Below are 22,441 nucleotides of genomic sequence, written 5' to 3'. Positions count from 1 at the left end.
GGCGACTCAATTAGCGATTGAATAAGTGGTAAATCACGGGTATTGCTACTGCACTGACAACGCCATTCATGCCCATTGCTAGGCTGGCGTATGTTCCTGCTTCAGGATGAATGCTAAATGCACGTGAGGTGCCGATGCCATGAGCGCCAATACCAATCGCAAAACCTCTTTGCCACCAAGCCTTCATACCCAATGCATTCAGGACAAAGGGCGCCAAAATAGCGCCTAGTATCCCTGTGCTCACTGCAAAGATGGCTGTCAGGGTGGGCGAGACACCAATACGCTCTGCAATACCCATGGCAATTGGTGCGGTAACAGATTTGGGGTACATGGCACCAGTGATGCTGGAGTCTGCCCCGAGCACAGTAGCAATACCTACCGCACTAATGATTGACACCAATCCGCCCGTGCATAGCGAAGCAATCAAAGGGAGTGATCTCCCCTTAAGGCTGCCCAATCCTCTGTAGATGGGGATAGCCAAAGAAACTGTCGCGGAACCTAATAGAAAGTGAATAAACTGCGCACCCTCAAAATAGGTTGAGTAGGGCATTTCAATAAATTGAATTGTGCTTGCCACAATCAATATTGCAATTGCTACTGGATTGGCCAATGGATTCTGATGACTGGCCTTATAAATACTGAGTCCAATTTGATAAGCCGCTAGCGTAATGAACAAGGCAAAAAGCGGGCTACCCGATAAGTAAACCCAAATCTCGACGATGGAGTGCTTTTCACTCATGAGATTCTTTCTTGCTCAATAAACGGGCGACCAAGGCGCTAGAGGCAATAGTGAGGATGACGCTACCGATGAGAGCGCTAATAATGGCCCATGCATTTGCTTTGAGCTGGGGCAAGAAAAGCACCACGCCAACAGCGGCTGGAACAAAGAGAAGTCCAAGGTACTGACTAAAGCCATCGCCCACCATGGCTAAGTCGGGATTAATCCCTTTGCGCAAAACCAGCCACAGCACCAAGAGAACCAATCCAATGACCGGTCCAGGGAGGGTCGGCAAAAGGAACTTGGAAACGAGTTCGCCCAAGCTTTGAAAGAGAAGGATTTGTACAAGACCAAAAATCATCTATCTATCTTACCGCCTGCGTGAATAGAGTGCCCGGATAACCATCTCAGTGCCTGAGGCACCAAAGAAGGGGTTTTCTGAAGCTGCCCCATGGCTATCTAAGTTAGATTTGTACTATTCAGGGATGTCCTGAGGATTCCAGCCAATATCTTGTATACAAAACCTTGCTACACTGGTCTGAAAATAGCAGTTCATATTAATAAACAGGAGATTCAACATGAAGTCACTCGTATCTGGCTTGCTTCTTGCTTTGTGTTCCAGCCTTTCTTTTTCTGTATCGGCTAAAGATACGGTCAAGATTGCCTACATTGGGCCGTTGACCGGAGGTGTTTCTGCAAATGGGATTGGCGGTCGTAATTCTGCTGATCTAGCAGTTCGCCTCAAAAACCAAGACCCGAATGCTAAATATAAGTATGAATTGGTTATTGCAGATGATGAGTGCAAGCCAAACGTAGGTGTTCAAGTGGCTACGAAAATTGCGTCAGATAGCTCTATCATCGCAGGTGTAACCCATTACTGTTCAGCAGTCGCCATGAGCACTGTCGATGTTTATCATAAGTTTGGATTACCAGTGATGGTGTGGGGTGCTGTTCTACCTGAAATCACTTATGGTAATGACTATAAAGAGATTCATCGCGTAAACGGTACGATGATTAATCAAAATGAAGTGGCAGCAAAATTCTTAACTGGCTTAGGCTACAAGAAGTGGGTCATCATTCATGACACTACCGATTACGGCAAAGGTCACAATAAGTATTTCTCTCAGTTCCTCACTAAAAATGGCGGTCAGATCTTGGGCACCTTTGGTGTCACTGCCGATCAACAAGATTTCACGGCTGAATTAACCAAAATCAAGCAGTTGAATCCTGAAGTGGTTTACTTTGGCGGTCTCACACCAATTGGTATTCGTATCCGCACACAAATGGATCGCTTGGGTATCAAGGCCGTATTTGAAGGAACCTCTGGAATTAAGTCTGATGCTTACATCGAGGGCCTGGGTAAATTATCTGAAGGCTCTTTGTCTTTCATCGAAGGCGCGCCATGGGAAAAACTCCCAGGTGGACTTGAGTTCATTGCCAAGTATTCACAACAAAAGTATCCGGATGCGCCTGAAGCCTACGGTCCTTTTGCCTATACCGCTACTAATTTGATCATGGCTGCAATTGAAAAGGCAGGCCCTAATCGTAAGAAGGTAATGGAAGTTTTAAACAATACCCAAAACGTAGAAACGATTATTGGCAAAGTCAGTTTTGATGATCATCGTCAAAACATTGTTCCTTTGATCTCTAAGTATGTTGCGCAAGATGGCAAATGGGTTCTCTGGGAAGATAGTCTCTATGCTAAGAAGCAGCGTAAGTTAGGTCAGTAATTGAAATCGTAGTAGAAGAGGGTAATTTTGCATGTCATTTGATATTTTTTTGCAGTACTTGCTCAATGGTTTGATGTTGGGTGTAATTTATGCAATCGTGGCAGTTGGATTTACCCTCTACTTCGGTGTTTTAGATGTCATTAAGTTTTCTCATGGTGACATCCTCATGGTGGGGGCCTTTGCTGGCCTCACCGCTTATATCGGTATAGCCGAGACCTTTACTTCTCCTTGGCTACAGCTTCTAGTGTTAATAGTAGTGAGTCTGGCTGTTGCAGCCTTTCTTGGCGCAGTCATTGCGCGCTACCTCATTCTGCCTTTGCAGAAAGCGCCCCCAATCAACACCTTATTGGTAACTTTGATGTTGGGCCTAGCGCTGCGTGAATTAGTCCGTTTGTTTTATCCAAATGGATCGAATCCAAAACCTTTTCCAAAGTTACTGCCTGTAGACGGCATTGCTCTCGGTGAATTTACGTTGCGCTCCGACAGTCTTATCTTGCTTATCACCGGCGTCTTAATCATTATTGCCGTTCAACGCCTGATCACCAAGAGCAAGATTGGTTTGGCTATTCGTGCGGTTGCACAAGATAGCGAAACAGCACGCATTATGGGCATTAACTTCCATCGAATTGTCTTGATCACATTCATGTTGGGTTCAGCCTTGGCTGCATTAGCTGGCTTAATGAACGGCCTGTATTACAACGAAGTCAATTTCAGCATGGGTTTATTGCTAGGTGTGATTGGCTTCTCGGCTGCGGTAGTTGGCGGCTTGGGAAATTTCTATGGAGCAATTGTGGGAGGGTTTTTATTTGCAGGACTCCAAACGATTGGCGCTGTTTTGTTACCCGCCATCATGCCGAGCGTTCCTAGCGCCTATAAGGATGTCTTTGCATTTGCAGTAATTATCATCATCATGGGATTAAAGCCTACAGGCTTGATTTCTGAAAAATCCAGCGAGCGAGTTTAAGTATGAAGTTATTAATATCTGCCTTCATTGCCTGCCTGGTCTATTGCATTTTATTGTTGGGCTCTGAAAACCAGTTAGAAGTTGGTGCTCTCGTAATCCTTGCATTTGCAACTAGTTTGGTTGGTAAAAAATTAGGGTTGATGGATAAGCTTGCGCTTGCCGTAAGAGAGCATCCGCAGTTTCCTGCTTATGCCTCGATTGCAGGCGTGCTTATAACCATGCTGGTGTTCCACAATTCTCACTTTGCGCTGTTGATGCTCGCTACAGTGCTGATCTATTCCATTGTTTGCCTTGGCTTAAACATTCAATTTGGTTATATCGGCATCGTGAACTTTGCAGGCGCCGCTTTCTTTGGGATCGGCAGTTATACCGCTGCAATATTGGCGACTCACACCGCAATCCCGCATTTGCTAGTTCTATTTATCGCCGCTAGCATCTCCGCCTTAATTGGTTCTATTTTGATCTATCCCGTGTTGAGAACTCGCGGGCACTATGCTGCATTAGTGACTATTGCATTTGGCATCCTGTTCCGTAATTTCTTGGAAGTGAATGACACTCTGGGCGGCCCACAGGGATTGAAGATCCCTCCGCTCACTATTTTTGGCTGGAATTTATCTGATGGCTTGGACATTGCTGGTTTTGAGCTGTCTTTTTACATCCCTTATCTACTGATCGCATTAATCTTATTAATCGCTAGTTTCAGAATTACCCGGAACTTAGAGCGCTCATGGATAGGCTTAAGTATGGATATGGTCCGTACTGATGAAATTGCAGCTTCTACTTTTGGTGTGAATATTGCGCACTGGAAGGTGGTGGCATTTACATTGGGTAACTTCATTGCTGGTATGGCGGGAGCGCTCTATGGAATGATGACTGCCTATGTTGCCCCCAATAACTTTACCTTTGCCGACTCTTTGATTTTGGTATCGATTGTGATTTTGGGCGGCATTGGTAATCCATGGGGAATCATTCCTGCGGCAGCCATTGTGGTGATTCTTCCTGAGAAGCTTCAGTTTATTCAGGAATACCGCTTCTTGCTATATGCCATCGTGGTGATCTTGATCTTGCTATTCCGTCCCGATGGTTTACTGCCAAGGCGGATTCGTGAGTATTTCCCGGGTAACAAAGCGGGAGGTCAAAAATGAGCTCATTACCATCATCCAAGAAGCAGATTCTGGTCGCAGAAAAACTCACCATGCGTTTTGGTGGTGTGACAGCATTAGATTCATTAGATCTTCATGTGAACGAGGGTGAGGTATTGGGATTGTTGGGCCCCAATGGTTCTGGCAAGACCACCTTTTTTAACGTGATTACCGGTCTGTACCGGGCAAGTTCAGGAAGTGTCGCATTCCGCGGTGAGAATTTGACTGATGCCACTGCTCAGCAAGTGTATTTGCATGCGATTACTCGTACGTTTCAGCGCTCACGCTTATCTTTACCGCTGACTGTCTTTGACAACATCGCCATTGGTGATAACCGTCGATTAAATACCGGGCTTTTCTTCAATTTGTTTCAACGAGAGAAGTTCAAACAAGAATACGAAGGCTTGGTTGAGCAGGTGAGACAGTTGCTTCTCACATTTAACCCTAAGTTAGCAGACAAAATATTTGAGCCAGTTGCTAGCCTCCCCATGATTGATCGCCGCCGTATTGAAATCTGCAGAGCCTTGATCAGTCAACCTGATTTACTGCTTTTAGATGAGCCTTCAGCTGGCATGACTCACGATGAGACCGCTGAAGTAATGGATGATATTTTGCAGGTACGCAGCAAGATTAAGCCATTCACCATTATTTTGATTGAGCATGAAATGGGTTTAATTCAGCGGATGACTGAGCGTTGCATTGTTTTGAACTATGGCAAGAAGATTGCTGAGGGCACTTACGATGAGATTGTGAATAACCGCGAAGTGCAAGTCGCTTATTTGGGGCAAGAATAATCATGGCCTTATTAGAAATTGAACACATCTATACCGCGTACGATCGGATTGATGTACTTGAAGATGTATCCATCAAAGTCGAGAAGGGTGAAATCACCTGCATACTCGGCGCTAATGGTGCTGGTAAATCCACTTTAATTCGCTCCATCCTGGGCTTGACTCCAGCCAATCGTGGAAAAATTATTTTTAATGGCGTGGATATTGCCCATTTACCAACACATCGCATTATTGAGGCGGGGATTGCATGCGTTCCTGAGGGGCGTCGTGTGTTTCCACGTATGACGGTGGATGAAAATCTATCCGCCGGAGCTTATTTGGTGACCGACAAAAAGGTCATTGAAGAGCGTCGTGAGCATGTTAAGCATTTGTTTCCGCGTCTTGCAGAGCGTTCCAATCAGCTAGCAGGCACCATGTCGGGTGGTGAGCAGGCCATGCTTGCTATTAGTCGCAGCTTAATGAGTTCGCCTGAGTTGCTGATATTCGATGAGCCTTCGCTGGGCTTATCACCGCTGTTTGTAAAAGAAAACTTTAAGATCATTAAAGAAATCAATCAAATGGGGACCACAGTTTTATTGGTTGAGCAGAATGTTCGTCAAACCTTGGCAATCGCCCATCGTGGGTATGTCATTACCAAGGGTCAAGTGGTGGCTAAGGGAAGTGCTGCTGAATTGGCTGAGAACGCCGAAGTTCAAGCGGCTTATTTTGGGTAACTCAAGATGACTAATAGCATTCCCGATCCAATTAAATTAACTCAAGCTCTAATTCGCTTCAATACGATTAATCCCCCGGGTAATGAAGATCAAGTTTGCAACTATTTAGCCAAGCTTTTAGAGTCAGTCGGCTACGAATGTCGCAAGATTGAATTTGCTCCGCATCGAATGAGTTTAGTTGCCAAAATTGGCGCCTGCTCCGATCAAAAACCAAGCATTTGTTTTACTGGGCATGTAGACGTTATCCCTTTGGGTGCTCGTACTTGGAAATATGAGCCCTTTGCCGGCATTATTGAAGATGGCAAGCTGTATGGGCGTGGCTCTAGTGATATGAAGAGTGGCGTAGCTGCATTTGTTGTTGCGGCTATGAAAATGGCTGACTCAGCAAAGCAAGGCGCTGGTGTGAGCATGATCATTACCGCAGGAGAAGAGACGGGTTGTGAAGGTGCATTTCATTTGGCAGCCAACCAAGAGATCTTGGATTTTCTGGGCCCTGCTGGATGCTTTATTGTGGCTGAGCCAACCGCTAATGAACCTTTGCTAGGTCATAAAGGGGCTTACTGGTTAAAAGCCTCCACCGATGGTGTCACAGCACATGGCTCGATGCCTGAGCGTGGAGACAATGCGTTCTATAAGCTAGCTAAGGCGGCATTAACTTTAGAAAAATTTTCTTTTGATACTCCGGTTCATGAGTTGATGGGGCAGGGCACCCTTAATGTGGGTACTGCTAAATCAGGCATTAATATCAACTCGGTTCCTGATGCAGCAGAAATGACGCTGGATATTCGTACGGTTGCAGGGCAAAGCCACCAACATATTTACGGCTGCCTATGCAAAGCGCTAGGCCCTTCGGTACGGCTGGACACCATCATCGATATCGAAGGTGTGTTCACGCCCTCTACAGATCCCTGGATGGCAAGCGTATTTGATTTTTGTGAAAAGATTAATGGGGTTCGTCCAATTGAAAAGACGGTGTCTTACTTTACCGATGCCTCAGCATTAAAGCCCGCTATCGGCAATCCACCTACGGTAATCCTAGGGCCAGGCCAGCCAGACATGGCCCATCAAACTGACGAATTTTGCTACGTCGACAAAATTACAGACGCGACTCAGTTATTTTCTGAATTAATCCTTGATTGGCAGACTCACTAGACCTTTGTCCCCAATATATGTTGCATTGCAATATATTGATTCTTAGTTAAGATAAGCACAAGATAAGTGGGGGTAATGAAGTTGCCCCTGACACCATATAAAGAATTTTTAGGAGAGCACTCATGGCTGAATTAAATGTCAATGGCAAAAAATACAAGGTGGACGTAGATCCAGAAACCCCATTGCTTTGGGTGATCCGCGAACAGGTTGGATTAACTGGTACTAAGTATGGATGTGGAGTAGGTCAATGTGGTGCTTGCACCGTGTTATTTGAAGGCCAGGCCATTCGTAGCTGCTCTATTCCAGTAGGTGCTGCTGAAGGTAAAAAAATCGAGACTATTGAAAGTTTAGAGAAGAGTGGTCAGCTTTCTAAAGTTCAAAAAGCGTGGGTCGACAATCAAGTGCCTCAGTGTGGTTATTGTCAGTCTGGCATGGTGATGGCAACCACCGCTTTGTTAAGAAACAATCCAAAGCCTACCGATGCGCAGATCGATGAATCCATTACTAATATCTGCCGCTGTGGCACATTCCAGCAAGTACGCGCAGCGATTCATGCGGCTAGCAAGGCTTAAGGGGAAAGACATGACTACAAACACAAATATTTCTCGTCGCCACTTTGTTATTGGTTCTAGTGCTATTGCGGCTGGCTTGGCTATTGGCTTTGATTTTTCTTTTATATCTACTGCAAATGCTGCAATGGGCACTGGTACAACCGCTATGGCTCCCTTATCAACCCCAGAAATCGGTATCTGGGTTGTAGTTAAGCCAAACGATGATGTTGTTGTCCGGATCGTTCGCTCAGAAATGGGTCAAGGAACCATTACCGGTTTGGCGCAGATGGTTGCTGAAGAACTTCAATGCGACTGGAAAAAAGTAAGCTATGAATATCCATCTCCTGCTGAAAGCTTGGTGCGTAAGGCGGCTTGGGGCAGTTATTCTACTGGCGGAAGTCGTGGTATTCGTACCTCTGAGCAGTATGTTCGTAAAGGGGGTGCCGCCGCCCGCATGATGCTTATTCAGGCTGCCGCTACTCAATGGAATGTACCAGCTTCTGAGTGTGTTGCCATGAACAGCGTTATTACACACACACCATCCGGTAAGAAAACGACTTTTGGAAAAGTTTCTGTTGCTGCATCCCAGTTGGAAGTTCCTAAAGAGATTCCATTAAAGGATCCAAAAGAGTGGAAGCTCATTGGTAAGCCAGTCAATCGTATTGATGGTGTTGCTGATAAGGTTACGGGCCGTCAGGTTTACGCAATTGATTTGAAGATGCCTGGTATGTTGGTCGCAACTATCAAACAGTGCCCAGTATTTGGTGGCAAGGTTAAGGCCTACGATTCTGCAAAAGCCATGAATGTGAAGGGCGTTAAGAAGGTGGTTCAAGTCGGCGATAATGCTGTTGCCGTTATTGCTGATACGTTTTGGCATGCTAAAACTGGTCTTGAGCAGGTAAATATTACTTGGGATGAGGGGGCAAATGCTGCCGTTTCGAGCGCATCTATTAAGAAAAACCTAGAAGAAGGTTTGACAGCAAATGATGCTTTTGTCGGAAGCGCTAACGGTGATGTGAAAGCTGCCTTTGCTAGTGCGTCTAAAACAATGGAGGCGACTTATTTCTATCCATTTTTGAGTCACGCAACCTTAGAGCCACAAACTGCTACAGCGAAGTGGACTCCAGAGATGTGTGAGGCATGGGTTCCAACTCAAGATGGTGAGGCATCATTAGCAGCATTGATAGCGGCTGCTGGGTTGCCCGCTGAAAAATGTAATGTCTATAAAGTCAACCTTGGTGGAGGCTTTGGCCGTCGTGGTGCCTTTCAGGACTTCACAACTCAAGCGGTAAATATTGCAAAGCAAATGCCGGGAACACCTATCAAGTTGATTTGGACTCGAGAAGAAGATATGACACATGATCACTATCACCCAGTGATGATGTGTAAGATGTCTGCGTCCATCGATGATAAGAAAAACGTTACCGGTTTAAATATGCGTTTATCAGGCCAATCTATCTTAGCCGCAGTTCGCCCAGCAGTGGTAGCCTCGAATAAAGGTAAGGATCCTGCAGCCTTTCAGGGTGTAGATGAGACCGGTGAGCATGGCATTACTTATAAATTCCCAAATTTAAATATTGATCATGCTATGCGTAACACTCATGTCCCGCCAGGTTTTTGGCGTGGCGTGAATGTGAATCAAAATGCCATTTTCTTAGAAACGTTTATGGATGAGTTAGCAGAAGCTACCGGTGTAGATGCCATTGAGTTCCGTCGTCAGCACATGCAGGATTATCCGCGTGCGATTGCAGTTCTCAATGCGGTGGCTGATGGCATTGGCTGGACTAAGCCAGCTGCGCCTGGAGTATTTCGTGGCGTCGCACAGATGCATTCTTATGGAAGCTATGTCGCTGCCGCTTGCGAACTCTCAGTGATCAATGGTACTGATGTGAAAATTCATCGTATCGTAGCGGCAACTGATCCAGGTTATGCAGTGAATCCAGCTCAAATCGAGCGTCAGGTTGCTGGCTCATTTGTTTATGGCTTGTCTGCTTTATTTGAAGAAGAAATTACCATTGAGAATGGCGCAGTTGTACAGAAGAACTTTGACACCTTTAACTCGATTCGCCTATCTCAAATGCCAAAAGTGGAAACCATCATCATTCAAGGTGGCGGCAAAGAGTGGGGCGGTGTTGGTGAACCAACTATTGCGGTAGCTGCACCAGCAGTACTTAATGCATTCTACCGGGCAACAGGCAAACGCTTGCGCACAGTGCCCTTGAAAAACAGCGGCATTAAGTTGGTCTAAGAGTTAGTTCATAGTGAAATTGTGTCGATGAGAAAGAGGATTGCACTAGCATTTTCATTGCTAGTCATTCTCAATCTCAATGCTGTGCACGCTCAAGTAATTACGGGGGATTCGATTTTCGAATCCCTTTCTTCTGAGGTAGGCAATCCAGCCCGTGGCAGGGTAATCGTGGCAAGTCGTCAAAAGGGCTTGTGTTTGTTGTGTCATAGCGGCCCCTTTCCGGAAGAACGCTTTCAAGGGAGCTTAGCTCCCGAATTAAAGTCAAGCGTAGCGAGGTTAAATGCACCTCAATTAAGAGCCCGTATCGTAAATGCAGCGCATTTCAATCCACAAACGATCATGCCAGCCTACTATCAAACAAGCCATCTCAATCGTGTAGCCTCTAAATTTGTTGATCAAACCATATTGAGTGGCCAAGAGATCGAAGACGTGATTGCTTTCTTAATGACTTTGAATAATCAAAACTAACTGTAACCAAGATGAAAAATATTATTTACCAGCATCGCCGAAAATGGCTTAAGCAGGTTCAGGGTCTTGGGCTCATGACCCTTGGCTTGCTAGCAAGTCCTTTAACAGCCTTTGCTAAAAAAGAGGATGCAAATGAAGCCATTAAAAAAATTGTTGGTGGCGCCACCCTTCGGGAGGGTAAGGTTACTCTAACTATTCCTCCGCTGGTGGAGAACGGCAATCTAGTGGTTTTGAAGGTCAGCGTAGATAGTCCGATGACTGCCAATGATTACGTTAAGACCATATATGTGATTGCCGAGGGTAATCCTTTACCCAATATCTTTACTGCGTACCTTACCCCTCGCTCAGGAACTGCCAATATTACGACTCGCGTCCGTTTAGCTGATAGTCAGAAGGTATGGGCTATTGCGCAAATGAGTAATGGTAGTTTTTGGCAAGGTTCTGCTGAAACTTTGGTAACCCTTTCAGCATGTACGGAGATGGTATGAGTAAAACTTCCCGTACATCCATTACGATGCCGGCGACGGCAAAAAAAGATTCCATTATTGAGATTCGCGCAATTGCGCAGCATGATATGGAGTCTGGTTTTCGATATAGCGAGGGCGGTAAGCCCATTCCGCGCGACATCATTCGTACCTTTACCTGCACCTACAACACCGTGGAAGTCTTTAAAGCGGATTTCTATTCAGGGATTGGGGCTAATCCCTTGATCATCTTTACTACTATCGCTGTTGAGTCTGGAACCCTGGAGTTCAGATGGGTTGGGGATGATGGGTACGAGGCGATAAACCAGTCTCACATTACTGTTTCGTGAATAAGCAGACATCTCTTTTTCTTAGCAGTATTTATCTCGTGCTTGCTAACTTCATATGCATGGGGGTAGCCAAAGCGCTGCCACCATCACAGCAATCTAGTTATGAATTAATGTCTGGCGAGAACAAGGCGATGCAGGATGACCCCTCACTTAATCCAGCAATGTTTTGGGTTGGTGATGGAGAAAGCCTGTGGCAACAAAAGCTTGGCCCAAAAAATAATTCTTGTAGCACCTGTCATGGAGATGCAAAAAAATCCATGCGTGGTGTAGCTACGCTATATCCTAAAGTCATCAAAGGCAAACTCCAAACACTGGAAGGTCAGATCAATCAGTGTCGCGTCAGCGCTCAATCAGCTCCCGCCCTAGTCTACGAGAGCAAAGATCTCTTAGCCTTAACTGCCTTTATTGCGTTTCAGTCCAAGGGCATGCCAATTGCAGTTAATGAAAACTCTACTAACGCATCTTTCTTAAAAAAGGGAAGGCAAACTTTTAATGAGCGTATGGGGCAGCTGAATTTATCTTGTGCGCAATGTCATGAGGATAGAGCAGGTCTAAAGCTTGGCGGCAGCCTGATACCGCAAGGGCATCCCAATGCCTATCCGATATATCGCTTAGAGTGGCAAACCCTAGGGTCATTACAAAGGCGCCTACGGAACTGCATGAGCGGTGTACGGGCACAACAATTTGAATATGGTTCGCCAGAGATGGCGCAGTTAGAGTTGTTTCTAATGTGGCGAGCTAGAGGTCTACCCCTAGAATCTCCAGGGGTGAGGCCGTAGCAAAGGTCCTTCCTCAGTTAATCAGAAAAGACTACTGAAGTCGCTCCATTAATAAGGACGCGATCGTGTAGGTAGTAACGCAAAGCTCTTGAGAGAACGGTGCGCTCTAAATCTCGACCCTTTCGTACCAAATCATCTGGTGTGTCGCCATGGGTAACGCGAGTTACGTCTTGTTCGATGATCGGACCTTCATCCAGATCGCTGGTCACAAAATGGGCGGTAGCTCCAATCAGTTTGATACCGCGCGCATGTGCTTGGTGATAAGGCTTGGCACCCTTAAAACTAGGTAGGAATGAATGATGTACGTTAATACAGCGGCCAGATAGCTTGGTCGATAAATCATCGGACAAGATTTGCATGTAGCGCGCCAAAATCACCATATCAACCTTAGACTCGGCAACGATTTCTAGAAGCCTGGCTTCTTGTGCCGGCTTGGTTTCAGGTGTGACTGGTAAGTGGTAGAAGGGAATATCTGCAAAATCGATGCTGGCATAGACGTCACGAGGATGATTAGAGACGATACCGCAGATGATCATTGGCAATTCACCAATGCGCCAGCGATAGAGAAGGTCAACCAGGCAATGGTCTAACTTGGAAGCCATGATTAATACGCGCTTAAGATCCTTTACGGCACGTAGCTCCCAAGTGAGCTCAAAACGCTTTGCAATTTCCACAAAGCCCGCTCTGAGCGACTCTACATTCGCAGGACAGCTAAAGGTGACGCGCATAAAGAAGCGCTTTGACGCTTTGTCATCAAACTGTTGAGCCTCTTCAATATCACCCCCCAGTTCAAATATGTAAGTAGAGACCGCGGCAACAATGCCAGGCTTATTGGGGCAGGTGAGGGTGAGGTAATAGTTTTCAGTGATCATATGAAATTGTTAGTGGAATGCTTATAAGGTGTAATTTTAGTCTGTTATCCCCTGGTTGGGGGTGGGTGGCAGAGTTATTGCTGGGCGGATTTTTGAATCGTATCCGCAGGACCCAATAAGGGCTCGCTATTGTCAGTAATGGTTGGCAGGACAACTTCAATGCAGATAGGTTTTGAGTCAATCACATTAAAGAAGCTGCATTCCTTCTTGGTAGCAGCAGATGCAGCGTGTTCCAAAGGGGACTTGCCTGTGGCTGCAGTTGATGCAAGGCTAACTGCTGTTCCAGGATTGGCTACAGCAGCAGTTCCAACAGCGCTGGCAGCTGCCGTACTGGAACTACTTAAAGCGGCTAAAGGCGCAGCGCATCCGCTAATAAAAAAAACCGATATCCCTAAGACGGCTAGGACAATCGCTTTCAGCGTTAATAAACCTGTTTTACTTTGTCCGGCAAGCAACGTTAAAGACTCCGGCTGGCCAAGATCCATTCTCAATAGGCTCAAAAGAGCTATCTGGAGTTTTTTGTTCTTCTACTACTTTGCCTTTGCCCATATTCCCGGAAAAGACTTTAAATTCGATAGGGCGATACTTCGTGGCGCTGCAATCAAATTCGTTAAGGCCAATAAGGGAGTTTGCAGTCTCTTTAGTTTTTGGATTTTGTCCCGGTTTTTTGAAATCCAATAAAGACATAATTTGTACTTTATCGCCTTGCTTTTGAATCGTAGCTGCGTCTACGTAAAGAGTGAAAGCATCAGGTTTGCCGATCTCTTGCCATTCTGCAAATGCGTTGGGAGAGCAAATTATGGTGGTGGCTAGAACAAGCAGAGAAGATAATTTTTTCATGAAAGGCCCTTTAAAATTTCTGGTCACAATAATCACATTTTACCTGCCATGAATGGCAGCCGTGGGATTTTTAGCATTTATTGAAATGCTTATTTATTCATCAATTCAAGCTGTCGACCAGTCTTTTCTGGCTTCATCTGCAGCGGGAGATATTCATTATTGGCCCACAAAGAGTTCATATTGCGATAGAGCTTGCTTTGCACCCATCCAGATTGGCCTGTCTGATATACAAAGAGTGATTTCTCCAAATCGGATAAATCATAGACTGTCCGTAAGCTTGGAGCCTGAAGTGTTTCATAGGGATTATTGGATTGCATCAGCTCAAGTCGTCCCACATTGACAGAAAAGCTATCCCCAGGGAAGGGGGTTTGGATATTAAACAAGCTTCCTAGTAGCGGCACCTTACTCAGTGGACGATGTTCAGAGATGGCGATATGGGCCTTACCCCAGACCCAAGTCTTGGGATCGTCACCATACTTTTTACTTAAGTAATCTAAGGCTTTATCAAGCGCCTTATTGGATGACTCCTGACAAGATTCAATCTTCTCGGTTTTAGGATCATCACACCAGGGGCTATTGGGATTTTTTACTTGGCGTATTAGTGGGGCGCGGTAGTTGCGTGCTCCATAATTTTCAGTAAACAGATAACTTAATCTAGAGAAGAGATTGCGGGTCAATTGGTCTGCCCAAGCGTTAAAGATAAGTGCGCCTACGCTATCTACTTTCATATTGCCATCAAAGCTTTTACCAATTTCCATTGCTTGCGCACTTAAGGGATGAGAGCTTTGGCTGGCCTTAAATAGTTCTAATAATGGTGTCGCCCCAAGCGATAGGGTATCGCCTTGCATAGCCTTCATATCGTCAGTCGAATGAATGCTTTTGGATTTGATGAGATCAACAATTCGGTCATAACGTGTTGGCAATTCCCAGTCGCCCGTTAAAGGATTGGGATCATTGACTGCAATAATTTTTTGATTAGCGGTTGCTATCCAGCCCTGTTCGGGATTATTGATAGAGGGGAGCTGCTCAAAAGGCACATAGTCGTTCCAGTCATACTGACGCTCCCAGCCTGGTGCTGGGGCTACGCCATAGAGACCTTGGTGCAAGATCCTTTTGGGGGCGACCCCAGCTGCCTGATAAGCAATATTGCCTTCGGCATCCGCCATCACGACGTTTTGCATCGGGGCGTAATTTTTCCGTAGGGCTTGTTTAAATTGATCAAGATCAGCCGCATGATTCATATCCAATAATCCGATGACTGATTGGTTTTCAAGATCAAGTGCTGTCCAGCGTAAGGCAAGAGCAAAGCGATCCGTGTCAATCGTACGTTTGGCCTTTGCATAGGAATCAGAGATAACAGGCCCATGTCGTGTTTCTTTTACCAAGAAAGTCAGTGATGGGGATCCTTTGATATCAATAATCTCTTGATGCACTTTAAATGGGAGTGGTCCATCAGGACCTCGATACATGCCTGGATTCTTTGGGTCAATTTGCTCAATATATAAATCTTGAACATCGGCTCCGGTATTGGTAAAGCTCCATGCAAATTTATCCGTTCTACCCAAAACCACTGCAGGTATTCCGGGGAGAGTGCCGCCGATCACATTTAATCCAGGGGCCTCTAGATGGGCAAAGTACCAAATAGCCGGTGCGGAAAGTCCCAGATGAGGGTCGTTAGCCAATAAGGGCTTACCAGAAGCGCTTAACTTGCCGCCCACAGCCCAATTATTGGAGCCAATACCATCTCTTGCTCCCATTTGATCTAACTGGCTCAACTCGGTTGCGGGTAAGTTCTTGGACTTACTCTCAATGGGACCTGGAGCGGGATGAAAGACCTGCAGATCTCTATAGAGCTTGGAAAAATCCATATTGCTGACAGGCTCATCATTTTCATATGGCTCAATCACCTCCCAAACTTGTTTTGTTGTGAGGTATTGGGATAACTCAAGCCTTTGTAATTCTTTCTGCCAATTTCCACCTAGGTCATAAGCCATCATCAGCATCCAAGCAACGCTATCCGTCGGAGACCAATGGCCTGGTTTTGAACCCGTTAAGAAATATTCAACCGGGAGAGCCCAACCCAATTGTGCATTGCCAGCATTGACACCATCGGCATAGGCTTGCAATAGACGTTTGGCAGAAACAGGGTAGCGATCAAATTGACGCTCAGCTGCACGTTTGATACCGAGGGTGCGCACAAAGCGATCAATTTTTACAGTGTCATGACCCAGGATTTCGGAAAGTCGACCACTTGCAATGCGTCGATTCATTTCCATTTGCCAGGAGCGTTCACTGGCATGTAGGTAGCCTAAGGCAAAGTAGCCGTCTGCCTGGCTTTTTGCATTAATATGCGGAACATCAGACTCATCAAAGGTGATGGCAACAGAATCACCCAGACTTTTAATTGTGCGTTTCCCGGAGATATTGGATTGGGCAGAATATAAATAGGCAAGAGTGACTGCTAGGCCAGTAATGAGACATAGCCCTATAAGCCACAGTCCAGCCCGTAAAAGCTTGGCGAGCCCCGATGATTTAGCCGGTAAATTCATGGAGATATTTTAGATGCTTTATTCGTCACGCCCTTGGATTGCGGGGCAAAAGGGGCTCCAGGGTCTTATTAGTGGCTTGCGTGCTAAAATTTCGCTTGTCTTGATTTATTTAGCACGGCTTTATTGTTGATGCGAGCCCGAGTGGTGAAATCGGTAGACACAGCAGATTTAAAATCTGCCGACTCAAAAAAGTCGTGCCGGTTCGATTCCGGCCTCGGGCACCAAAGAAGTTAGCATCACCCCCATTGCATCAGGATGGGCGGTTACCTCAGAGTTTTGTCTTAGATACTTTTTAGATATCTTTGAGGGTAGACTATGCTCATACTGCAGACACAACACATTACCGTGAAGACCAAATACTTAGTTAACAACAATGGCACGCTTATGTTTCAGCGTCGCATTCCATTGGGTCTTCGCAAATACTTTCAGAATAAGCAACACATTCGCCTTAAGCTGACTCCGGAGCTGACTGGACGCAGGCTGATGCTGAGGCGCTACTTGCGTTCTATGGTCTGCGCCCCGGGGATGGGAATCTAAAAACTAGCATCCCCAATAAATACGATGACCAGCCCCACCTGATTGATATACAGGAGTACTTTTACTATAGGGCTGATAGGGATGTATTGACTGATGTCGATGAACTGGCAAAGACTCTACTCACAAAGCCTATGCCCTAACAATAGGCTTCGCTCTTACAGCCTGCGCAATGACGACCGAGTATGTGCCAACCAAAGGGCAATCCGAGGCTCAATTTAATCGCGATAAAGCGGAATGTTTACAGGTTGCTGGTAAGTACTGCGGCATATCTAACAACGACCTAACTCAATCAGATTCTTACGTTGTCTGCTTGAAGTCAAAAGGTTACGAGACTAAATCTAAGTTCTAACTTCTATGGATGGCAGTGTTAAACCGTTTGGCATGATCAAGCCAGTCAAGTTGTCTGAGAAAGAAGAGACGCAGCGTTACCTAAGCTACGGTAACAGCTATGTGGTTCGTTCTAAAGAGGACTTAGCTGCGCTAATGGACCGCGTTGAGGTATTTACCGCGGCCGAATTGGCTGCACGACAGCAGGCAGAGCAGGAAGCTAAAGCAGCCTTTGAGGCCTGAGTTAAGGAGCAAGATAGGATGCAGCGCCATCAACAGCCTAAGCAAGCTGGTGACATACCGACACCTTATACAAGAGAACCTTTTTCAGATTAGGGCGCGTACTTCAACGGTTAGTAGCGGGGTAGAACTTTTTGTAAATAATAAGAAATCTAGGGATTTGCTTTTTGTTCCAGTAACTGCTCCATCTTGATTTCTGTCTTAATACTTTCTTCCTTGAGCCATTGGTGAAAGACTTTGAATATGGGCTTGTCATTGGTTTTAATTCTGGACACTGCGTAGTATTTTCTTTGTCGCGCGCCAGCCACCCCAAATGGTGCGCATAACTTGCCTGTTGAAATGTCATCAGCTGCAAGAAATAGGGGAGCAAGAACTATTCCTAATCCTTCATTTGCTGCCTGCAAGGCAAAGTACATCTGCTCAAATTGGAGTGGAGTAACGGCAGGTCCATAGCCACTAACCCCTGCTGATGTTGCCCAATCAGACCATTTCATTGGCGCTGTGTCATAAGTTATCAGTGGAAACTTATTAATGTCATTAGGAGACTCAATTAGTTTTCCCTTCAATAGATTAGGGTGACAAATAGGTAAGATCGTTTCTGACATAAATGCAGTTGCATTATCTATTTCAGGCTCAACTTGAAAACCTCGTATTGCAATGTCGTATGAGAACTCCCTAAAATTAATTGGTGCAGTAGAGGTTGTGAGCTTAATTTCAATCTCTGGATGCAATCTTTGAAATGATGAGATGCGGGGTATAAGCCACCGCATGGTAAAAGTTGGCGGTGCATTCACATTCAAAATACCTGCCTCTGTAGAGCGCTCAGTTAGTCGCATCGTAGTTAAGGCAATGCGGTCAAAAGCGGGTGTAACAGTTGCCAATAGCTCCTGTCCTGCTTCGGTGAGTTTTAGCTGGGATTGGGTGCGTAGAAATAGCTGCGTATTGAGCCATTCTTCTAGTACGGCAATTTGCTTGCTTATAGCCCCCTGTGAAACACACAATTCATCAGCTGCTTTAGTAAAGCTATTGTGGCGACCGGCAGATTCAAATGCCTTTATGGCATTCAATGGAGGAATTTTCCTCATCATTATTCCTTAAAAATCAATTACTTAAACAATTGAATCATGAGAATAGCTCATGAGATATGAGTAATATTACATTGCTTTGCGCACTAACTACGAACAAAATCTGCAGTCATTAAGTTGTCTCCACAAATTTTGGTTTCTATAGAGGTTGGTGCATATCCAATGAAAGCCGCTACTTTTGATTATGTTCGCGCTGAAAACTTAGAGCACGCTCTGAGTGTTTTAGAAGAGGTTGGATCCGAATCCAAGTTAATAGCCGGAGGCCAAAGTCTTGTGCCGATGATGGCAATGCGATTTGCGAGGCCATCGTTATTAATCGACATCAATAGACTCGATGAATTAAAGCAGTTAACCCAAGATGGGGAAACGATTCGCTTTGGAGCTTGCATAAGACAACGCGATATTGAATTCAATTCATCGCTTGATAAAACCGTCCCGTTAGTTAAAAAGGCGCTCAACTGGGTTGGGCATAGCCAAACTCGTAATAGAGGGACCATTGGAGGCAGTCTTTCATTTGCAGATCCATCTGCTGAGCTTCCGTTAGCCGCCCAAGTGTTAGGGGCAACCATGCATCTGGAAAGTGCATCTAGTGGTGTTCGCTCTGTAGAGGCCAATGATTTTTTTCTTGGACCAATGTACACAGCACTTGCTGAAACAGAGTGTTTAGTTGCAATTGATTTCCCAGTCTGGGGTGGTTCCGGTATCGGCACAGCCTTTACTGAAGTCGCGATGCGTAAGGGTGACTTTGCAATTGCATCGGCAGCATGCCAGCTACAGGTTGATTCACAAGGGATAGTTAAGCGTATTGCTTTTGGGGCTGGTGGTGTTAATGGCGCGCCCAAAGCGTTCCCGCAACTTGCAGAAAAAATTGTTGGGAAAGCGCTAACCACGCAATTGGCGCAAGAAATAGCCAATGAAGCAATTGAACAGTGTGATCCGGGTAGCGATACGCACAACACAGCTCAATTTAGAAAAAGCCTAGGGGCAACTCTGCTGGCTCGAGTACTGATTGAGGCACTTGAAAACGCAATGGGGAATAAATGATGGCAGATAAAGTTATGGTCCAGCTAACAATTAATGGAACGCTTTTTGCAAAAGAAGTTGAGCCAAGAATGACTTTGGTCGACTTCATTCGTGATGAAGCCCATTTAACCGGTACCCATGTAGGTTGTGAGCATGGTGTGTGTGGTGCCTGTTCTGTTCTCTTAAATGACGAGCCAATCAGATCTTGTTGCATGTTTGCTGTTCAAGCAGATGGCATGCAAGTTACAACCGTAGAGGGACTAGCACCTGCACGCGGCGAATTGTCAAAGATTCAAGATGCGTTTTGCGAATGTCATGCAATGCAATGCGGCTATTGCACCCCCGGAATGCTGGTTGCCTGCCATGATCTGGTGAAAAATAATCCGCACCCAACAGAGGAAGAGGTGCGCGAAGCTATTAGCGGAAACATCTGCAGATGTACTGGCTATCAACAGATTGTTGATGCCGTTTTGCATGCTACCGGTAAGGAGCATAGCCATGACTGAAAAGAAATTTAAATACATTGGCAAACAAAGACGTGCTGTAGAGCACCGTAGATTTGTTGTGGGCCAAGGCCGTTATGCTGCAGACGTTCACTTGCGCAATATGTTGCACGTGGCTATCGTTGCGAGTCCGTATGCGCATGCCAAGATTAAGTCCATTGACGCTAGTGCGGCCCTAAGCCTAACGGGCGTTCATGCCGTGATTACCGGCGCTGACTTATTCGCCGATACTGATCCAACGTTGCCGGGTGTTGATGCTCCGTTGGTTAAGCGTTATCCAATGGCCATTGATGTAGCAAGATATGCGGGAGAGTGGGTCGCTGCTGTGGTGGCGGAAACGCGCGCTATTGCTGAAGACGCAATTGAATTAATTGATGTTGATTATGAGCCACTTGATCACATCGTTGATCCTGAAGCTGCAATGGATAAGTCTTCTCCCTTGGTTCATGAGGCGCAAGGATCAAACATCATTTTCCAGCGTAAATTTCTTTGGGGTCCGGTTGAGGAGGACTTTGCTAAGTGCGACCATGAGATTTCTTATCGCGCCCGTTGGTCAAGAAACTCTACGGTTCCAATTGAAACATTTGCCGTTGCATGTGAGTGGAATGACTCAACACAAATTATGGATGTATGGGCCTCAATTCAGATGCCTAAATTTCCAGATCAATTGGCTAAGGCGCTTCGTTTAGAAGGAAATGCCGTCCGGGTTCATTTTGATATTGATGTGGGTGGTAGTTACGGAGTAAAGCGCGGACTCAAGCATTCAATTTTGGTTGCTTACTTGGCGCGTAGACTCAATCGTCCAGTGCGTTTTGTAGAGGACCGTTTAGAAAATATGCGTGGCGGGGATATGCAGGGTCCAGACCGAATTTTTGACGTCACGATGGGCTTTACTAAGGACGGGATTATTCGCTCCATGAAAATGCGGGCGATTGATGACATCGGCGCATATTCAGGCCGTTCCCCATTGCAGCTTGGTAAGCCAGTTGGCGCAATCATTGGCCCATACCGTATTCAAAGCGTTGAGTACGAAGCAATTGCTGTAATGACCAACAAGACACCACAAGAGGCTGTGCGTGGGTTCGGGCAGTCGCCTACAAACTATGCCATTGAAACGGGTGTCGACCGTATTGCCCGCTTCTTGAATATGGATCGTATTGAATTTAGGAAAAAGAATCTTATTGGCAAAGATGAATTCCCATACCTGATTCCAAGTGGTACTAGTTACGACTCTGGTGATTACGAAACTGTGTTTATGAAGGCGCTAAATGCGGCTCCGCTCTCAGATTTGATTGCAGAGCGCGATCGGTTGCGTGCAAGCGGATTGTTGGCTGGTATCGGCATGTCAACGTGTTTAGAGCCATCTGGTGGAAATTCTTCCTTCGAGCCGCTCTTTAATCCGAAAAATCAAACCACCACATGGATGGACTCCTGCTTGGTTCGTATTGATTTGTCTGGAAGCATTACAGCATTAATGGGTACATCTTCATCAGGCCAAGCCCATGAAACACTGGTTTCTACGGTTGTAGGAGAGGTGCTTGACCACCAGCCAGATGACATCCGAGTTCTGCATGCCGATTCATTAAATGCTCTTCCATCCAATAGTCCAGTAGGTAGTCGTATGGCAATTATGTTGGGTGGTGCAGCAGCAGGTGCGGCAAAAAAATTGCGAGTGAAGCTGTCCAAGATAGCAGCCCATAACTTAGGGGTGCCTGTTGAAGACCTGCAATATGACAGTGGTACCTTTACCTCCATCAGCAACTCGGCTAAATCAATGAATTGGGATGAGCTAGTTGATATTGCTCACCGAAAGTACCACCAGCTACCAGAAGGCATGGAGCCGGGACTGCAGGAGAAATTTGTCTGGGAAGTACCTACGGGTGGAAAACTTCCAACCGAAGACGGAAGAGTGCAAATGTATCCGTGCCACTCATTCGAGGCACACGTGATCTTGGCCAGTATTGACCCGGGTACCGGTAAGGTAACTATTCACAAGTATGTTTGCGGACATGACTGTGGAGTGATGATTAGCCCCGGAGTTGTACACGGCATGACTTATGGCGGTATCGCTCACGGGCTTGGGGCTGCATTGCTTGAGAAGTTTAGCTTCTCTGATGAGGGTCAACTGCTCTCCGGCACCTTCATGGATTACTTGTTACCAAGCGCACATGAAGTGCCATCAATCACGATTGTTGACCATTGCACGCCATCTCCATTGACAGAGTTTGGCCAAAAGGGATCGGGTGAGGCTGGATATTTAGGTAGCCCAGCTGCTATTGCCTCCGCCGTCAATGATGCACTTGCTTCCAAAGACATCTCAATCAATACGTTACCAATGACCCCAAGTGCGCTTTGGAGCGCAATCAATGTGGGCACTGGTGCAGTGAAGGCTTAA

The 22,441-nt window shown here is 45.9% G+C and carries 25 protein-coding genes and 1 tRNA gene; 19 read left to right on the top strand and 7 right to left on the bottom strand.

The window, feature by feature from the left end; translation table 11 throughout:
* Nucleotides 1–10: 10 nt before the first annotated feature.
* Complete coding sequence (locus VC182_RS10690; protein ID WP_323485280.1) at nt 11–739, bottom strand: LrgB family protein; 729 nt, start codon at nt 737–739, stop codon at nt 11–13.
* Nucleotides 732–1,079: a CidA/LrgA family protein gene (locus VC182_RS10685; RefSeq protein ID WP_323485279.1), complete on the bottom strand. Its 348-nt coding sequence runs from the start codon at nt 1,077–1,079 to the stop codon at nt 732–734. Before VC182_RS10685 ends, VC182_RS10690 begins: the two co-directional genes overlap by 8 nt.
* Nucleotides 1,080–1,296: 217 nt before the next feature.
* Between VC182_RS10685 and VC182_RS10680 the strand changes: the two genes are divergently transcribed.
* The 12 genes from VC182_RS10680 (at nt 1,297) to soxA (ending at nt 12,070) form a co-directional block, all read left to right on the top strand.
* Nucleotides 1,297–2,448 carry a branched-chain amino acid ABC transporter substrate-binding protein gene (locus VC182_RS10680; protein WP_216122558.1) on the top strand — a complete coding sequence of 384 codons (1,152 nt, stop codon included), beginning with the start codon at nt 1,297–1,299 and terminating at the stop codon, nt 2,446–2,448.
* 31 nt (nt 2,449–2,479) lie between these two features.
* Nucleotides 2,480–3,412 carry a branched-chain amino acid ABC transporter permease gene (locus tag VC182_RS10675; RefSeq protein WP_216122556.1) on the top strand — a complete coding sequence of 311 codons (933 nt, stop codon included), beginning with the start codon at nt 2,480–2,482 and terminating at the stop codon, nt 3,410–3,412.
* A gap of 2 nt (nt 3,413–3,414) precedes the next feature.
* Nucleotides 3,415–4,557, top strand: a complete 1,143-nt coding sequence (locus VC182_RS10670; protein ID WP_323485278.1) for a branched-chain amino acid ABC transporter permease — start codon at nt 3,415–3,417, stop codon at nt 4,555–4,557.
* Nucleotides 4,554–5,348, top strand: coding sequence for an ABC transporter ATP-binding protein (locus VC182_RS10665; RefSeq protein ID WP_072583533.1), 795 nt, complete (start codon nt 4,554–4,556; stop codon nt 5,346–5,348). The genes VC182_RS10670 and VC182_RS10665 overlap by 4 nt, the downstream gene beginning before the upstream one ends.
* Before the next feature lie 2 nt (nt 5,349–5,350).
* Nucleotides 5,351–6,058, top strand: a complete 708-nt coding sequence (locus VC182_RS10660) for an ABC transporter ATP-binding protein (RefSeq protein ID WP_072583534.1) — start codon at nt 5,351–5,353, stop codon at nt 6,056–6,058.
* A gap of 6 nt (nt 6,059–6,064) precedes the next feature.
* Complete coding sequence (locus VC182_RS10655; RefSeq protein WP_323485277.1) at nt 6,065–7,210, top strand: M20 family metallopeptidase; 1,146 nt, start codon at nt 6,065–6,067, stop codon at nt 7,208–7,210.
* A 122-nt stretch (nt 7,211–7,332) separates the two neighbouring features.
* Nucleotides 7,333–7,782 (top strand): (2Fe-2S)-binding protein, encoded by a 450-nt coding sequence (locus VC182_RS10650; protein ID WP_216122551.1) that lies wholly within the window; start codon nt 7,333–7,335, stop codon nt 7,780–7,782.
* Nucleotides 7,783–7,792: 10 nt separating this feature from the next.
* A complete protein-coding gene (locus VC182_RS10645) occupies nt 7,793–10,009 on the top strand; it encodes a xanthine dehydrogenase family protein molybdopterin-binding subunit (RefSeq protein WP_323485276.1) in 2,217 nt (738 codons plus the stop codon).
* 27 nt (nt 10,010–10,036) lie between these two features.
* Nucleotides 10,037–10,477, top strand: a complete 441-nt coding sequence (gene soxX / locus VC182_RS10640) for a sulfur oxidation c-type cytochrome SoxX (protein WP_323485275.1) — start codon at nt 10,037–10,039, stop codon at nt 10,475–10,477.
* Nucleotides 10,478–10,488: 11 nt separating this feature from the next.
* Nucleotides 10,489–10,965, top strand: a complete 477-nt coding sequence (locus tag VC182_RS10635; protein WP_216154977.1) for a SoxY-related AACIE arm protein — start codon at nt 10,489–10,491, stop codon at nt 10,963–10,965.
* Complete coding sequence (locus VC182_RS10630; RefSeq protein WP_215320029.1) at nt 10,962–11,291, top strand: thiosulfate oxidation carrier complex protein SoxZ; 330 nt, start codon at nt 10,962–10,964, stop codon at nt 11,289–11,291. Before VC182_RS10635 ends, VC182_RS10630 begins: the two co-directional genes overlap by 4 nt.
* Nucleotides 11,292–11,350: 59 nt before the next feature.
* Nucleotides 11,351–12,070, top strand: coding sequence for a sulfur oxidation c-type cytochrome SoxA (gene soxA, locus VC182_RS10625; RefSeq protein ID WP_323485274.1), 720 nt, complete (start codon nt 11,351–11,353; stop codon nt 12,068–12,070).
* A 17-nt stretch (nt 12,071–12,087) separates the two neighbouring features.
* On the opposite strand, the gene purU is transcribed toward soxA, so the two are convergent.
* The 4 genes from purU to VC182_RS10605 all read right to left on the bottom strand — a co-directional run bounded on the left by purU (nt 12,088) and on the right by VC182_RS10605 (nt 16,331).
* Nucleotides 12,088–12,942 (bottom strand): formyltetrahydrofolate deformylase, encoded by an 855-nt coding sequence (purU, locus tag VC182_RS10620; protein WP_323485273.1) that lies wholly within the window; start codon nt 12,940–12,942, stop codon nt 12,088–12,090.
* Between the two features lie 74 nt (nt 12,943–13,016).
* Nucleotides 13,017–13,427 carry a hypothetical protein gene (locus tag VC182_RS10615; protein WP_215320024.1) on the bottom strand — a complete coding sequence of 137 codons (411 nt, stop codon included), beginning with the start codon at nt 13,425–13,427 and terminating at the stop codon, nt 13,017–13,019.
* Nucleotides 13,378–13,782, bottom strand: coding sequence for a surface-adhesin E family protein (locus VC182_RS10610; protein WP_215320022.1), 405 nt, complete (start codon nt 13,780–13,782; stop codon nt 13,378–13,380). The genes VC182_RS10615 and VC182_RS10610 overlap by 50 nt, the downstream gene beginning before the upstream one ends.
* Before the next feature lie 89 nt (nt 13,783–13,871).
* The gene (locus VC182_RS10605) at nt 13,872–16,331 is read right to left on the bottom strand and encodes a penicillin acylase family protein (RefSeq protein WP_323485272.1); all 2,460 of its coding nucleotides are present in this window, start codon (nt 16,329–16,331) and stop codon (nt 13,872–13,874) included.
* A 135-nt stretch (nt 16,332–16,466) separates the two neighbouring features.
* On the opposite strand from VC182_RS10605, the gene VC182_RS10600 reads away from it, so the two are divergent.
* From VC182_RS10600 to VC182_RS10585, 4 genes are all read left to right on the top strand, one after another.
* A tRNA-Leu gene (locus VC182_RS10600) sits at nt 16,467–16,555 on the top strand.
* Nucleotides 16,556–16,646: 91 nt separating this feature from the next.
* A complete protein-coding gene (locus tag VC182_RS10595) occupies nt 16,647–16,868 on the top strand; it encodes a hypothetical protein (protein ID WP_323485271.1) in 222 nt (73 codons plus the stop codon).
* A gap of 169 nt (nt 16,869–17,037) precedes the next feature.
* A complete protein-coding gene (locus VC182_RS10590) occupies nt 17,038–17,217 on the top strand; it encodes a hypothetical protein (RefSeq protein ID WP_323485270.1) in 180 nt (59 codons plus the stop codon).
* A 32-nt stretch (nt 17,218–17,249) separates the two neighbouring features.
* The gene (locus VC182_RS10585; RefSeq protein WP_323485269.1) at nt 17,250–17,438 is read left to right on the top strand and encodes a hypothetical protein; all 189 of its coding nucleotides are present in this window, start codon (nt 17,250–17,252) and stop codon (nt 17,436–17,438) included.
* 149 nt (nt 17,439–17,587) lie between these two features.
* Here the strand turns inward: VC182_RS10585 and VC182_RS10580 are convergent, their stop codons facing one another.
* Nucleotides 17,588–18,523: a LysR substrate-binding domain-containing protein gene (locus VC182_RS10580; RefSeq protein WP_323485268.1), complete on the bottom strand. Its 936-nt coding sequence runs from the start codon at nt 18,521–18,523 to the stop codon at nt 17,588–17,590.
* 114 nt (nt 18,524–18,637) lie between these two features.
* Here VC182_RS10580 and VC182_RS10575 point away from each other — a divergent pair, with 114 nt between their 5' ends.
* Genes VC182_RS10575 through VC182_RS10565 form a run of 3 tightly spaced genes read left to right on the top strand, consistent with a single transcriptional unit; the run spans nt 18,638 to nt 22,441 of the window.
* The gene (locus tag VC182_RS10575; protein ID WP_323485267.1) at nt 18,638–19,564 is read left to right on the top strand and encodes an FAD binding domain-containing protein; all 927 of its coding nucleotides are present in this window, start codon (nt 18,638–18,640) and stop codon (nt 19,562–19,564) included.
* Nucleotides 19,561–20,049, top strand: a complete 489-nt coding sequence (locus tag VC182_RS10570) for a (2Fe-2S)-binding protein (protein WP_416350587.1) — start codon at nt 19,561–19,563, stop codon at nt 20,047–20,049. The genes VC182_RS10575 and VC182_RS10570 overlap by 4 nt, the downstream gene beginning before the upstream one ends.
* Nucleotides 20,042–22,441 carry a xanthine dehydrogenase family protein molybdopterin-binding subunit gene (locus VC182_RS10565; protein WP_323485266.1) on the top strand — a complete coding sequence of 800 codons (2,400 nt, stop codon included), beginning with the start codon at nt 20,042–20,044 and terminating at the stop codon, nt 22,439–22,441. The genes VC182_RS10570 and VC182_RS10565 overlap by 8 nt, the downstream gene beginning before the upstream one ends.

It is taken from the genome of Polynucleobacter sp. AP-Nickl1-40-C4 (genome assembly GCF_035012665.1).
Lineage (GTDB): Bacteria > Pseudomonadota > Gammaproteobacteria > Burkholderiales > Burkholderiaceae > Polynucleobacter.
The sequence above is the reverse complement of the archived record's forward strand: the minus strand, read 5'-3'. Positions and strand labels throughout refer to the sequence as shown.

Coding starts and splice junctions, on each gene's coding strand:
- VC182_RS10690 (WP_323485280.1), bottom strand. CDS start 739: ATGAGTGAAAAGCACTCCATCGTCGAGATTTGGGTTTACTTATCGGGT.
- VC182_RS10685 (WP_323485279.1), bottom strand. CDS start 1,079: ATGATTTTTGGTCTTGTACAAATCCTTCTCTTTCAAAGCTTGGGCGAA.
- VC182_RS10680 (WP_216122558.1), top strand. CDS start 1,297: ATGAAGTCACTCGTATCTGGCTTGCTTCTTGCTTTGTGTTCCAGCCTT.
- VC182_RS10675 (WP_216122556.1), top strand. CDS start 2,480: ATGTCATTTGATATTTTTTTGCAGTACTTGCTCAATGGTTTGATGTTG.
- VC182_RS10670 (WP_323485278.1), top strand. CDS start 3,415: ATGAAGTTATTAATATCTGCCTTCATTGCCTGCCTGGTCTATTGCATT.
- VC182_RS10665 (WP_072583533.1), top strand. CDS start 4,554: ATGAGCTCATTACCATCATCCAAGAAGCAGATTCTGGTCGCAGAAAAA.
- VC182_RS10660 (WP_072583534.1), top strand. CDS start 5,351: ATGGCCTTATTAGAAATTGAACACATCTATACCGCGTACGATCGGATT.
- VC182_RS10655 (WP_323485277.1), top strand. CDS start 6,065: ATGACTAATAGCATTCCCGATCCAATTAAATTAACTCAAGCTCTAATT.
- VC182_RS10650 (WP_216122551.1), top strand. CDS start 7,333: ATGGCTGAATTAAATGTCAATGGCAAAAAATACAAGGTGGACGTAGAT.
- VC182_RS10645 (WP_323485276.1), top strand. CDS start 7,793: ATGACTACAAACACAAATATTTCTCGTCGCCACTTTGTTATTGGTTCT.
- soxX (WP_323485275.1), top strand. CDS start 10,037: ATGAGAAAGAGGATTGCACTAGCATTTTCATTGCTAGTCATTCTCAAT.
- VC182_RS10635 (WP_216154977.1), top strand. CDS start 10,489: ATGAAAAATATTATTTACCAGCATCGCCGAAAATGGCTTAAGCAGGTT.
- VC182_RS10630 (WP_215320029.1), top strand. CDS start 10,962: ATGAGTAAAACTTCCCGTACATCCATTACGATGCCGGCGACGGCAAAA.
- soxA (WP_323485274.1), top strand. CDS start 11,351: ATGGGGGTAGCCAAAGCGCTGCCACCATCACAGCAATCTAGTTATGAA.
- purU (WP_323485273.1), bottom strand. CDS start 12,942: ATGATCACTGAAAACTATTACCTCACCCTCACCTGCCCCAATAAGCCT.
- VC182_RS10615 (WP_215320024.1), bottom strand. CDS start 13,427: ATGGATCTTGGCCAGCCGGAGTCTTTAACGTTGCTTGCCGGACAAAGT.
- VC182_RS10610 (WP_215320022.1), bottom strand. CDS start 13,782: ATGAAAAAATTATCTTCTCTGCTTGTTCTAGCCACCACCATAATTTGC.
- VC182_RS10605 (WP_323485272.1), bottom strand. CDS start 16,331: ATGAATTTACCGGCTAAATCATCGGGGCTCGCCAAGCTTTTACGGGCT.
- VC182_RS10595 (WP_323485271.1), top strand. CDS start 16,647: ATGCTCATACTGCAGACACAACACATTACCGTGAAGACCAAATACTTA.
- VC182_RS10590 (WP_323485270.1), top strand. CDS start 17,038: ATGACGACCGAGTATGTGCCAACCAAAGGGCAATCCGAGGCTCAATTT.
- VC182_RS10585 (WP_323485269.1), top strand. CDS start 17,250: ATGATCAAGCCAGTCAAGTTGTCTGAGAAAGAAGAGACGCAGCGTTAC.
- VC182_RS10580 (WP_323485268.1), bottom strand. CDS start 18,523: ATGATGAGGAAAATTCCTCCATTGAATGCCATAAAGGCATTTGAATCT.
- VC182_RS10570 (WP_416350587.1), top strand. CDS start 19,561: ATGATGGCAGATAAAGTTATGGTCCAGCTAACAATTAATGGAACGCTT.
- VC182_RS10565 (WP_323485266.1), top strand. CDS start 20,042: ATGACTGAAAAGAAATTTAAATACATTGGCAAACAAAGACGTGCTGTA.